This is a genomic window from Pseudokineococcus marinus (genome assembly GCF_013004605.1).
In the GTDB taxonomy this organism is placed as follows: Bacteria; Actinomycetota; Actinomycetes; order Actinomycetales; family Quadrisphaeraceae; genus Pseudokineococcus; species Pseudokineococcus marinus.
In genome coordinates this window covers 1-12230 of record NZ_JABEMA010000071.1, presented here as the reverse complement: position 1 = coordinate 12230, position 12230 = coordinate 1, and the positions used below count along the sequence as shown (strand labels likewise).

At 77.4% G+C, this 12230-nt stretch carries 11 protein-coding genes and 1 pseudogene; 2 read left to right on the top strand and 10 right to left on the bottom strand.

The features are described 5' to 3' along the window. From HLB09_RS06870 to HLB09_RS06825, 10 genes and pseudogenes are all read right to left on the bottom strand, one after another. Window positions 1–1636, bottom strand: a 1636-nt coding sequence (locus tag HLB09_RS06870; RefSeq protein WP_171202652.1) for an MFS transporter, incomplete at its 3' end; no start/stop codon positions are given. A gap of 152 nt (window positions 1637–1788) precedes the next feature. After that, complete coding sequence (locus tag HLB09_RS06865) at window positions 1789–2445, bottom strand: MarR family winged helix-turn-helix transcriptional regulator (RefSeq protein WP_171202648.1); 657 nt, start codon at window positions 2443–2445, stop codon at window positions 1789–1791. Between the two features lie 180 nt (window positions 2446–2625). Beyond that, a complete protein-coding gene (locus HLB09_RS06860) occupies window positions 2626–3336 on the bottom strand; it encodes a response regulator transcription factor (protein ID WP_171202647.1) in 711 nt (236 codons plus the stop codon). Between the two features lie 317 nt (window positions 3337–3653). Next, a pseudogene (locus HLB09_RS20340) lies at window positions 3654–4025 on the bottom strand (TSUP family transporter); the annotation flags it as partial. Between the two features lie 121 nt (window positions 4026–4146). Beyond that, complete coding sequence (locus HLB09_RS06850; RefSeq protein WP_212770681.1) at window positions 4147–4893, bottom strand: TSUP family transporter; 747 nt, start codon at window positions 4891–4893, stop codon at window positions 4147–4149. A 152-nt stretch (window positions 4894–5045) separates the two neighbouring features. Next, a complete protein-coding gene (locus HLB09_RS06845) occupies window positions 5046–5657 on the bottom strand; it encodes a hypothetical protein (protein ID WP_171202646.1) in 612 nt (203 codons plus the stop codon). A gap of 91 nt (window positions 5658–5748) precedes the next feature. Next, complete coding sequence (locus HLB09_RS06840) at window positions 5749–6810, bottom strand: sugar phosphate isomerase/epimerase family protein (protein ID WP_171202645.1); 1062 nt, start codon at window positions 6808–6810, stop codon at window positions 5749–5751. Beyond that, complete coding sequence (locus tag HLB09_RS06835; protein WP_246234572.1) at window positions 6807–7988, bottom strand: Gfo/Idh/MocA family protein; 1182 nt, start codon at window positions 7986–7988, stop codon at window positions 6807–6809. Before HLB09_RS06835 ends, HLB09_RS06840 begins: the two co-directional genes overlap by 4 nt. A gap of 5 nt (window positions 7989–7993) precedes the next feature. Next, entirely contained in the window at window positions 7994–9121 is a 1128-nt protein-coding gene (locus HLB09_RS06830; protein ID WP_171202644.1) for a Gfo/Idh/MocA family protein, read from the bottom strand. Beyond that, a complete protein-coding gene (locus HLB09_RS06825) occupies window positions 9118–9894 on the bottom strand; it encodes a sugar phosphate isomerase/epimerase family protein (protein WP_212770679.1) in 777 nt (258 codons plus the stop codon). Before HLB09_RS06825 ends, HLB09_RS06830 begins: the two co-directional genes overlap by 4 nt. A 106-nt stretch (window positions 9895–10000) precedes the next feature. Between HLB09_RS06825 and HLB09_RS06820 the strand changes: the two genes are divergently transcribed. Next, the gene (locus HLB09_RS06820; RefSeq protein ID WP_212770678.1) at window positions 10001–10951 is read left to right on the top strand and encodes a VWA domain-containing protein; all 951 of its coding nucleotides are present in this window, start codon (window positions 10001–10003) and stop codon (window positions 10949–10951) included. After that, a partial coding sequence (locus tag HLB09_RS06815; protein ID WP_171202642.1) for a threonine/serine exporter family protein occupies window positions 10948–12230 on the top strand: 1283 nt, incomplete at its 3' end. The genes HLB09_RS06820 and HLB09_RS06815, both read left to right, overlap by 4 nt.

The window sequence follows — 12230 nt, the reverse complement described above, 5'->3', positions numbered from 1 at the left end:
CGTCGGCCGCGGCCGGGCCCTCGGCGGCGGCGTCGACCGGCGCGGCGAGGTCGGCGTGACGGCCGAGCGGCGCCCCGCCGTCGGCAGGGGGCTCGGTGGCGCCGGCGACCGAGGCCTTCGCCTCCGGCCCCCTCTGCTCCGCCACGACGTCCACCGTGGTGCGCAGCGGCACCTCGCGGATGAGGCTGACCGCCACGAGGGTGACGACGGCGACCGCCGCCGCGATGAGGAAGATCCGCCCGGTGGCGTCGCCGTAGGAGGCGCGGACGACCTCGGCGACCGGGGCCGGGAGCGCGGCGATGTCGAGGCTGCCGCCGCCGGAGCCGCCGCCGCTGCCCGTGACGACGCCGAGGTCGGCGAGGCCCTGGCTGGTGAGGTCGGCGACGCGGGTGGCGAGCACCGAGCCGAGCACGGAGACGCCGATGGTGCCGCCGAGGGTGCGGAAGAAGGCGACCGAGCTCGAGGCCGAGCCGATGTCCTTCAGCGCCACGGTGTTCTGCACCGCGAGGACGGTGTTCTGCATGAGGCAGCCGGTGCCGAGCCCGATGAGGGAGATGAAGACGCCCACGTGCCACAGCGGCGTGAGGTGGTCCACGGTGCCCATGAGCGACAGCCCGGTGATCATGATGAGCGCGCCGCCGACGAGGAACCGCTTCCAGCGGCCGTAGCGGGTGATGAGGCGCCCGGAGACGATGGTGCCCACGAGGGACCCGGCGACGTTCGGCAGCGTGAGCAGGCCGGCGTCGAAGGCGCTGTAGCCGCGGGCGGTCTGGAAGTACTGCCCGAGGAAGACGCTCGACCCGAAGAGCGCGATGCCGACGGCGACGCTCGCGACGACGGCCAGGGCCGTCGTGCGCTCCTTGAGGACGCCGAGCGGGATGATCGGCTCGGCGGCGCGCTGCTCGACGAGCACGAGGGCGGCGCAGAGCGCCAGCCCGCCGCCCACCATCGCGGCGGTCTGCCAGGAGGCCCACGCGAAGGAGTCGCCGACGAAGGAGACCCAGACCAGCAGCAGGCTCACGCCCGTGGAGAGCAGCACGGCGCCCGGCCAGTCGATGCGGGGGCGGCGCTTGCTCTCGACGAGGACGAGCGTGCGCTGGATGAGCACGAGGGCGATGACGGCCAGGGGCACGCAGGCGAAGAAGGTCCAGCGCCAGCTGACGACGCCGACGATGGCGCCGCCGGCGAGCGGTCCCCCGGACATGGCGACGGCCATGACCGCGCCCATGTAGCCGGAGTAGCGGCCGCGCTGCCGGGGCGGGATGACCGACCCGATGATGGCGACGACCAGCGCCGTGAGGCCGCCCATGCCGACGCCCTGGACGACGCGGGCCGCGATGAGCTGGGAGACGTCCTGCGAGACGCCGGCCACGACCGAGCCGACGACGAAGACGACGAGCGAGAGCTGGACGAGGAGCTTCTTGCTGAACAGGTCGGCGAGCTTGCCCCACAGGGGCGTGGAGACGGCGTTGGCGAGCAGCGCCGCCGTGACCACCCACGTGTAGGCGGTCTGGGTGCCGCCGAGGTCGCCGATGATCGTCGGCAGGGCCGTCGCGACGATGGTCGTCGACAGCAGGGCCGTGAAGAGGCCGGCGAGGAGGCCCGCCAGGACCTCGAGCACCTGCCGGTGGGTCATGCCGGGCGCCTCGCCCGTCGGCCCGGCGGGGCTGCCGCCCGGGCCGGGGGCCGCGGGCGGGGCCGAGGAGGACGCCGGGGTGGCGCCGTCGGGGCGCTGCTCCTCCGGGCGGTCGTCGGGGCCCGGGCTCGTCCTCGGGGTGGACAGGACGCTCACGCGCCCACCTCCTGGTCTGCGCGGACGGCGCGGTGGCCGGTCGCTGCGGTCGTCGGGTCGGGGTGGTGCACCGCAGGACGTCGTCGTCCGCCGGGCGCCGGCGGGTGCCGGTGGTCGGGGGCCTCGTAGGGGGAGGTCCCGTGGTCGGGGGTCTGGTGGTCGGGGGTCGCGTGGTCGGGGATCGCGCGGGCCGCCGGGGAGGCGCCGGAGCGGGTGCCGCCCGCCGCCGCCTCGAGGTCGTGGCGGAGCCGCGCCAGGGAGGCGAGCGCCGCACGGGCGTCCTGCTCGCTCCACGCGTCGAGGACGCCGCGCAGCCGGTCCGCGCGGGCGCTCGCCGTCGCGGCGAGCAGGGCGTCCCCGTCGGGGGAGGTGCGCACGAGGTGCGCGCGGCCGTCGTCGGGGTCCGCGCGGCGCTCGACGAGGCCGGCCTCCTCCAGGTCCGCCAGCTGGCGGCTCAGCACGGACGGCGAGGCGCCCACGCGGCAGGCCAGGGCGCCGGGGCGCACCTCGCCGGCCTCGGCGAGGAGGGCGAGCACGGCCTCGGCGGCGGCCCCCGCCCGGTCGGAGGCGGGTCGGCGCAGCAGCGCCCGGGTGCTGCGGTGCAGCCCCCGGGCCTCCTCCAGCAGGTCCGCGGCGGTCCTCGCCGAGATCATCGCGCCTCCCCATGTTGCGTGCTGGAAGCAACGATATGCCCCGGGCAACTGTTCCGTCGAGCCGGGGCGCGCGGGGGTCACCCGGGCGGGTGGCGGTGCGGGGAGAGGCCCGCGGAAGGGCGGTCGCCGGCGTGGAGCGCCGAGGGGGCCGGGAGGGTGCGCCCTCCCGGCGGCGGGGCGTCAGGCGTCGAGCGGCTCGGCGTCGCGGCGGTCGCGGGCCGGCGGGACGAACCGGTAGCCGACGTTGCGGACGGTGCCGATGAGCTGCTCGTGGTCGACGCCGAGCTTGGCGCGCAGCCGGCGGACGTGGACGTCGACCGTCCGGGTGCCGCCGAAGTAGTCGTAGCCCCAGACCTCCTGGAGCAGCTGGGCGCGCGTGAAGACGCGGCCCGGGTGCTGGGCGAGGTGCTTGAGGAGCTCGAACTCCTTGTAGGTGAGGTCGAGGACGCGGCCGCGCACGCGCGCCGTGTAGGTGGACTCCTCGACGACGACGTCGCCCGCGCGGATCTCGTCGCTCGCCTCGCCCTCGTCGTCGGCGAGGCGGGCGCGGCCCGTCGCCAGGCGGAGCCGCGCCTCGACCTCGGCCGGGCCGGCGGAGTCGAGGAGGACGTCGTCCATGCCCCAGTCGGCGGCGACGGCGGCCAGGCCGCCCTCGGTGAGGACGAGCAGCAGGGGGCAGGAGACGCCCGTCGTGCGCAGCAGGCGCGTGAGGGAGCGCGCGGCCGCCAGCTCGCGCCGGCCGTCGACGAGCACGGCGTCGGCCGACGGCGCGTCGACGAGGACGGACGGCTCCGCGGGCAGCACCCGGACGTGGTGGGCGAGGAGCCCGAGGGCGGGCAGCACCTCGGCCGAGGGAGCGAGGGCGTTGGTGAGCATGAGGAGCTGAGCCACGACCACCTCCTCACCGCGCGGCGTGCGGCGCCCGGCGGGGCGCGGGGCGCCGCCCGGGCGACCCCGGTCACCGGCGAGGATAGGGGCCGGGCCCCGGGCGTCTGCGAGGATGCCCGCCGTGAGGAGCTCCGGGCGGTGATCCGCGTCCTGCCCGCCGCCGCCGGCGCCGTCGTCGCCGCGGCCCTCGCCGCCGCCGTGCTCTGGGCCCCCGTGGCCGTGGCGCCGCTGGTCGCCCTGCTGGCCGTCCTCGTGGGCCTCGGCTGGCCCCGCCTGCTCGCGCTGCCCTCGCCGTCGGGCACGAGCGCCGCGTCCTCCGCGGACGCCGGACCGCCCCGGGAGTGGTCTTGGCGGGCCCGGGCCCGCGCCAGGTGCGCCGACACCCCCAGCGCGGCGAGGACGAGCACGCCGAGCACGAGCTCGAGCCACGCCGAGGGCACCGCGCGGGCGAGCACCAGCCCGCCGGGCACGCCGACGAGCGCCGCGAGCGTCAGCGGCAGGAGGCGCCGCGGCTCGACGTCGCGCCGGACCCGGAGCAGGACGAGCAGCGCGACGACCGCGCCGAGCACGTTGACGAGGACGACGCCGGGCGACGGCCCGACGAGCAGCACGAGCACCGGCGCCGCGACGACGGCGAAGCCCAGCCCCGTGACGCGCTGCGCGGCCGCCCCGACGACGAGGACGAGGGCCACCACGAGGGCCGCCGTCGTCGTCACGCCGGGCACCCTGCCACCGGCGCCCGGGGGCCCGCTGCGCGAGGACGCCCGGCGCCGCTGGTCGGCAGGTCCGGCGCCGCCCGCCGGCGGGTCGGGCTCAGCCGGCCAGCAGCTCGACGAGCCCGCGCACGGCGATGGTCGCCGCGCCCGTGGCGGCGACGACGAGCAGGCCGGCGCGCGCCGTCCGCTGGCTGAGGCGGCGGGAGGCCCGGTCCCCCAGCAGGACGCCGAGGCCGAGGGCCGCGGCGATGCCGAGCCAGACCCACCAGGCCAGCGCGGGCAGGGACGACGGGTCGATGGCGAGCTTGGAGCCGAAGGAGACGAGGCCGGTCGTGATGAACAGGGGCTGCAGGGTCGCGGCGAAGGACCGCTGGGGCCACCGGCTCGCGACGGCGTAGACGCTGAAGGCCGGGCCGCCGACGCCCGCCGTCGTGTTCATCGCCCCGGCCGCGAGACCCGCGACGACGGCGGGCGCCGTCCCCGTGACCGCCGGCGCCCGGCGCGCGACGAGCGAGGACGCGAGCGCCAGCAGCACGAGGACGCCGACGACGAGCTCGAGCCACGCGCTGGGCGCGGCCTGCGCCAGCACCGAGCCGGGGAGGATGCCGACGACGGCCGCGCCGCCGAGGAGGGCGTACCGGCGCCAGGCGACGTCGCGCCGCACGCGCAGGAGGATGAGCGTGCTCGTCAGCGCGGCGCAGACGTTGACGACGAGCACCCCGCCGACGGGGCCGAGGAGCAGGACGAGGAAGGGCGCCGTCACGAGGGCGAAGCCCATGCCCGTGACGCGCTGGCTCACCCCGCCGAGCACCACGGCCACGAGGAGGAGCACGGCGGTCGCCACGAGCCGCCACCCTGCCACCCGCCCGGCGCCGCCTCTGACCGCGCCGTCCCCACCGCGTCGAGCGCTGACCTGCTCGTCGGACGTGACCGTGCACGGTCACGTCCGACGAACAGGTCCGCCGAGCAGGGCGAGAGCGGGGCGGGGTGGGCCGGTCAGGGGCGCACGGACAGCCGCGCCGCCGTCCCCAGCAGCGACAGGGCGGCGAGCGCGCCGACGACGTCGCGGACGACGTCGTACGGCGTCACCGCGATGAGCAGCGCGACGCCGGTGGCGCCGGCGAGCACGAGCCCGGCGCCGGCCCAGCGGTACTCGGGCTGGTCGAGGGCGTAGGCGGCCGGGAGGCCGTGCGCGCCCATGGCCACCGCGGCGAAGGGCGCGAGCACCTGCGGCGAGCGCGTCGTCACCCCGAGGACGAGGACGACGGCGAGCACGAGGGCCAGGGAGCCGGAGGTCCGCACGAGCAGGCGCCGCCACTCGGGCGGGTGGTCGCGCAGCCGCTCCGTCATGCCGCCGTCGGTGCGGGGCACGGAGCGGTGCGCCACCCCCGCGAAGAGGCCGGCGAGCACGAGCGCGCCGCCCACGAGCCAGAGCCCCCGCGGCATCCCGAGCCCGGTCGCCGCGACGCCGGACCACCCGACCCCGAGCGCCGAGAGGACCAGGGCGCCGCGCCGTCGCAGGACGCGGCTCCACAGCTCGGCGGCCTCGCCGCTCGTCGGCACGTCGGCGTGCTGGCGGGCCCGGACCCGCCCCCAGGACGTCCTCACGGCGACGAGGGTGGCACCGCAGGGGCTGCGCTCGTGGCCGTCCTGCGGCATCGATCCGGTCACGGGCCGGCCGGAGCCCGCCCGACCGCCCTCAGTCCTGGCTGCTGAAGGCGGCGTCGAAGGACGCCGTCGGGCGGTCCCACAGCAGCGAGCGCACGAAGCCGACGGCCTCGGCCGCGCCTTTGAGGCGGTCCATGCCGGCGTCCTCCCACTCCACCGAGATCGGACCGGCGTAGCCGATGGCGCGCAAGGCGCGGAAGGAGTCCTCCCACGGCACGTCGCCGCGCCCCGTGGAGACGAAGTCCCACGAGCGGCGCGGGTCGCCCCACGGCAGGTGCGAGCCGAGGACCCCGGCGCGGCCGTTGGCCGGGCGCAGGCGGGTGTCCTTGCAGTCGACGTGGACGATGCGGTCGGCGAACTCGGTGATGAAGGCCACCGGGTCGATCCCCTGCCACATCATGTGGCTCGGGTCCCAGTTGAAGGCGAAGGCGTCGCGGTGCTCGAGGACCTCGAGCGAGCGCACCGTCGACCAGTAGTCGTAGGCGATCTCGCTGGGGTGCACCTCGTGGGCGAAGCGCACGCCCTCGCCGTCGAAGACGTCGAGCACCGGGTTCCACCGACGGGCGAAGTCCTCGTACCCGGCGTCCATGACGGACGCCGGCACGGGAGGGAACTGGGCGACGTACGGCCAGATCTTCGAGCCCGTGAAGCCGACGACGACGTCGACGCCCAGGCGCCGCGCCGTCCGCGCCGTCAGCCGCATCTCCTCGGCGGCGCGCTGCCGGACGCCCTCGGCGTCACCGTCGCCCCACACCCGCCTTGGGACGAAGGCCTCGTGGCGGAAGTCGATCGGGTCGTCGCAGACGGCCTGGCCGGACAGGTGGTTGGAGATCGCCCACACCTGGAGGCCGTTGCGCTCGAGGATCTCTCGGCGCTCGGCGAGGTAGGCGTCGTCCTCGACGGCGCGCTGCACGTCGAGGTGCGGGCCGCAGGCGACCTCGAGGCCGTCGTAGCCCCACGACGCCGCGAGGCGCGCGACCTCCTCGAGCGGCAGGTCCGCCCACTGCCCGGTGAAGAGGGTGACGGGCTGGCCGGCGCCTGGGGAAGCCGTACTGGCGGCGGCGGTCGTCGTGCTGTCGGTGTCAGCGGTCACGAGGCAGCTCCTGCGGGGGTGGGGGCGGCGTTCGAGGCGGTGGGGGCGGGCGGGGCGGTGCGGGGCGCGGGCACGTCGACCCAGCCGCCCGAGCGGTGCGACGCCAGGACGGCGGCGGTGAGGTCGACGGCGCGGGCGCCGTCGACGGCGAGCGGCAGCGCCTCGGGGGCGGCCCCGCGGGCGGCGGCGTGGGCGTCGGCGACGAAGGCGTCGAAGGCGTCCTGGTAGCCCTGCGGGTGCCCGGCCGGGACGGCGCACAGCCGGGCGGCGTCGGGCGCGAGCTGGTCGGCGTCGCGCGGCACGAGCAGGCTGCCGGAGCGCCGGCCGACCCACAGCCGCTCCGGGTCCTCCTGGTCGAAGGCCAGGCTCTCGGCCGAGCCCGCGACCTCGAGGTGGAGGCGGTTCTTGCGGCCCGGCGCCACCTGCGAGACGAGCAGCGTGCCGACGGCGCCGCCCGCGGTGCGCACGACGACCGCGGCGGCGTCCTCCGTCGCCACGTCGCGGTGCTGCGCGCGGTGCGGGTGGACGGTCGACAGGGTCGCCGCGAGCGAGGACACGCGGTCCCCCGTCACCGTCTCGAGGAGGTCGACGAGGTGGGAGCCGATGTCGGCGAAGGCCCGGCTGGGTCCGCCGCGCTCCGGGTCGACGCGCCAGTCGTCGTCCTCGGGGCTGAGCATCCAGTCCTGCAGGTAGGAGCCGGCGACGGTGAGCACGCGGCCGACCTCGCCGGAGCGCACCCGCGCCCGTGCCTCGCGGACCATCGGGTGGAAGCGGTAGACGAAGGGCACAGCGACGACGACGCCCGCGGCATCCGCGGCGTCGACGACGGCCGACGCCTCCTCGGGGCTCGTGGCCAGCGGCTTCTCGCAGACGACGTGCTTGCCCGCCCCGACGGCCGCGAGCACCTGCTCGGCGTGCAGCGCGTTGGGCGTGCAGACGTGGACGACGTCGACGGCGTCGTCCGCGAGGAGCTCCTCGAGCGAGCCGTAGCCGCGCTCGTGGCCCAGCGCCGCGGCGGCGCGCCGCGAGCCCTCCGGCGTGGAGGTGAGCGCGCCGACGAGCCGGGCGCGGGCGGAGCGCGCGGCCCGGGTGTGGACGGCCGCCATGAAGCCGCCGCCGACGACGGCAGCGCCGAGCGGGCCCCCGCCGCCGGTCGTGGCGGCGGGGGCCTCGAGCAGGGGGCTCACGGGGTGAGCGTCCGCGCGGTCGGGTCGAAGTCCTCGGGCAGGGCCGGGGCGACGTCGACCGTCGTCGTCAGCTCGACGGGGGCGCCGTCGGTGGCGGCGCGCGTCGTCGAGACCATCGCGTCGAGGACGTGCAGCGCCAGGTCGCCGGAGGCCCGCTCGGGCACGCCGGCGCGGATGGCCCGGGCGAGCTCGAGGACGCCGGTGCCGCGCGTCGTCGTCGCGCCGACGGCCGGCTCGGCGACGAGGTCCTCGTCGAGGCGGTGGACGCCGACCTCGCCGTCGAAGGTGTTGGGGTCGGGCACGACGAGCGTGCCCTCGGAGCCCGCGACCTCGAGCTGGGTGCGCTTGACGGCCGAGTCGAAGCTGAAGACGGCCACGGCGCTGGCCCCGCCGGCGAACTCGTAGAGCGCGCTGACGTGCGTGGCGACCGTGACGTCGAACTGCTGGCCGGCCTTCGGGCCCGAGCCGATCGTCCGCACCGGGCGGGCGACCGACGACGTCGCGCTGACGCGCTTGATCGGCCCGAGGAGCTGGACGAGGGCGGTCAGGTAGTAGGGGCCGATGTCGAAGAGCGGCCCGGCGCCCTCGGCGAAGAGGAAGGCCGGGTCCGGGTGCCACGACTCCGGGCCGGGGCCCTGGAAGAGCACCAGGGCCGACAGCGGGGCGCCCACGCGGCCGGACTCGAGCACGCGGCGCGTCGTCTGCAGGCCCGCGCCGAGGAAGGTGTCGGGCGCGGACGCCGCGCGCAGGCCCGCCGCGCGGGCGGCCTCGAGGAGGCGGCGGCCGCCCTCGAGGTCGAGCGCGAGGGGCTTCTCGCCCCACACGTGCTTGCCCGCCGCGACGATCTGGAGCCCCACCTCGACGTGCACGGCGGGGATCGTGAGGTTGACGACGACCTCGACCTCGTCGTCGGCCAGCAGCTCGGCGACCGTGCCCGAGCGCGGGACGTCGAACTCGGCCGCGCGCTCGGCCGCGCGCTCGACGTCGAGGTCGGCGACCCAGCGGACGTCGAGGTCCGGGAACGCCGTGAGGTTGCCGAGGTACTGCCGGCTGATCGTGCCGGCCCCGATGAGGCCGACGACGACGGGGCCGGTGCGGGCGGCCCCGCTGGCGGGGGCGCTCACGCCAGGCCCTGCTCGCGCAGGAAGGCCGCGCTGTCGGCGACGGCCTGCAGCCGGTCTCCGCGGGAGTCGTCGAGCTCGACGACGCGCAGGGCGGTCGGGGCGGCGGCGACGATGTCGGCCACGGGCATGCGCCCCTGGCCGAGGGCCACCTGGTCGGCCGTGTCCGTCGAGACGGGGCCGTCCTTGAGGTGCAGCGCGACGACGCGGCCGCCGAGGCGCTGCAGCAGCGCCACCGGGTCCTGGCCGCCGACGGCCACCCAGTAGGTGTCGACCTCGAGGCCGACGGCGTCGTCGAGGGAGTCGGCGAGGACCTCGAGGGCCGGGCGCCCGTCGATCACGCTCTCGAGCTCGTGCGCGTGGTTGTGGTAGCCGACGGCGACGCCGTGCCGGGCGCCGACGACGGCCGCCGCGTTGAGCTCGGCGGCGACGGCGGCGACGTCGTCCGCGGTGCCCCAGCGGTCGGCGCCGACCATCGGCTCGACGACCCGGCCGACGCCGAGCGCCGCGGCGGCCGCGAAGACGGCGTCGAGCTCGTCCTCGGACAGCCCGACGAGGTGCTGGTGGGTCGTCGGGGCGGCGAGCCCCGTCTCGGCGAGCGCGCGGCCGAGGTCGGCGCCGCCCTCGCCGAAGGAGGTGAAGGAGAAGGGCTCGACCTGGGCGAAGCCGAGGTCGGCGAGCGCCCGGAGGGTCCCGGTGAGGTCCTCCTGCAGCCGCTCGCGCAGCGTGTAGAGCTGGACGGACAGCAGGCCGTCGGCGGTCGGTGCGGTGGTCACGGGTCTCCTCGTCGAGTCGCTGGACTTCTGCCAGCAGTCAAGCACAAGTCAGCCGGGCGGCGACACCCTTCCGCCGCGCCGGTGGCGGTGCTGGTTGACTGCCCCCGTGACCGCAGGTGGCGCGCCGCTGGACGCCGGGACGCTCGTGCCGCCCGGCGCCGCGCCCGTCCTCCGGCTGCTGCGCTCCGGGCCGCCGCGCACGCGCTCGGAGATCGCCGCCGAGACCGGCCTGGCCCGCTCGACCGTGCAGGCGCGCGTCGACCAGCTCGTCGCCGCCGGGCTCGTCGCGGGCGTCGCGGCGGCCACCGTGGGCTTCGCCCGACCCCTCGGGGAGGTCGAGGTGCCGCGCGAGCGCGCCACCGTCGTCCTCGCCGTCGACGTCTCGATCTCCATGCGGGCCACCGACGTCGAGCCGGACCGGCTCACCGCGGCGCAGCGCTCGGCGCGCGCCTTCGTCGCCGAGCTGCCGCCGCGCTTCAACGTCGGCCTCGTCGCCTTCGCCGGCGCGGGGCAGGTGCTCGTGCCGCCGACCACGGACCGCTCCCTCGTCGAGCGGGGGATCGACGGCCTCGAGCTGGCCTCCTACACCGGCATCGGCGAGGGCCTGTACGCCGCGCTCGCGGCGGTCCAGCAGGCGCCGCCCGACCCGGACGACCCGACGGCTCCGGTGCCCGCGGCCGTCGTGCTCCTCTCGGACGGCGAGACGACGGTCGGGCGCACCAACGACGACGCCGCGCGCGCCGCCGCCGAGGCCGGCGTCCCCGTCTCGACCATCGCCTTCGGCACGCCGGGCGGCACCATCACGCAGGAGGGGGTGCGCACGCCCGTGCCCGTGAACGAGGGCGAGCTCGCCGACATCGCCGAGACCACCGGGGGGCAGGCCTACGAGGCCGAGTCCGCCGGCGAGCTCGACGCCGTCTACGAGGACATCGGCTCCTCGATCGGGACGGTCCGGCAGGAGGAGGAGACGACGGCGCGCTGGACCGGCCTCGCGCTCGTGCTCGTCGTGCTGTCGGCGCTCGGCTCCCTGCTGTGGTTCGGGAGGATCTCCCAGTGACCGGAGCTCCCCGCCCCGCCGGCCCGCGGCGCCGCCGCGAGGCGCCCTCTCCCGGGCCCGCCACCGGGCCGACGAGCGTCCCGACGACCGGGTCCGCCACGGGGCCCCTCACCGTCCCGACCACCGGGCCCGCGGCGACGGGCGGGGGCGTCCCCCGCGGCGGCGGTCAGGCGCGCACGGCCGGGTGGCGACGGCGGGTCATCGGCGAGGAGGAGCAGACCCGGCCGGTCCTCATCGTCGACCGGCTGCGCGGCACCCCCTTCGCCTCGCCCTACCGGATGGCGGCGCCCGCGGACCCCCACCGCCAGGTCGACCTGCTGCTGCGCCTCGCCGTCCTGCTCCTGCGCTCCGGCTCCGGCACGGCCGAGGTGGAGTCCAGCGTCGTCGCCGCCGCGGTCGCCCTCGGGCTGTCCGAGCAGCACCTCGACCTCGACATCACGTACTCGTCCGTCACCGTCGCCTACGCGCCGGCCGACGCCCCGGCCGTGGTGCGCCTGCAGGTCGTCCGCTCCACGGGCACCGAGTACGCCCGCCTGTCGGCCGCCCACGCCCTCGTCCTCGACCTCGTCGAGGGCCGCCTCGAGCGCGAGGACGTCGCCGTGCGCCTCGCCGAGGTCGAGAGCAGCCCCCGCCCCTACCGGCGCTGGATGGTGCGGGTGGCGTGGGGCCTGCTCGCGGTCGCCGTCGTCGCGCGGCTCGGCGGCGGACCGCTGGCCCTCCTCACGGGCTTCGTCATGGCGCTCGCCGTCGACGCGGGCGCGCGGGCGATGTCGCGCGCCGGGGCGCCGGCCTTCTTCACCGTCGGGGCCGGGGCCTTCATCGCCGGGTCGCTGTCCTCGCTGCTCACCCTCGCGGCCGAGGTCCTGCCCCCCTCGCTGGCGGGCCAGGTGCCGCCCTCGGCGCTCGTCGTGGCCAGCGGCATCGTCGTGCTCCTGCCCGGCGGCACCTTCGTGGCGGCCGTCGAGGACGCGCTGCGCGGCTTCCCCGTGACGGCGGCCGCACGGCTCGTCACCGTCCTCATGACGACGGCCGCCATCCTCGGCGGCGTCGTCCTCGCCCTCGACGTCGCCCGCCGCGCGGGCGTCCCGGGCGTCGACCCCGACGCCGTGGGAGCGGCCGTCGGCGGCGCGCTCACCCCGCTGCCGGTCGTGCTCCTCTCGACCGCCCTGGGCGCGGGCGCCGCCGCGGTGGCCTACCGCACGCCCCCGCGCCTGCTCCTCGTGACGGCGGTGGCCGCGGCGGCCGGGCAGGTGGCGCTGCTCGCGGCCAGCGACCCGGG

What these genes read in the sequence shown, in the direction of transcription:
- HLB09_RS06865 (WP_171202648.1), bottom strand. Translation starts at nt 2,445, where the DNA reads ATGATCTCGGCGAGGACCGCCGCGGACCTGCTGGAGGAGGCCCGGGGG.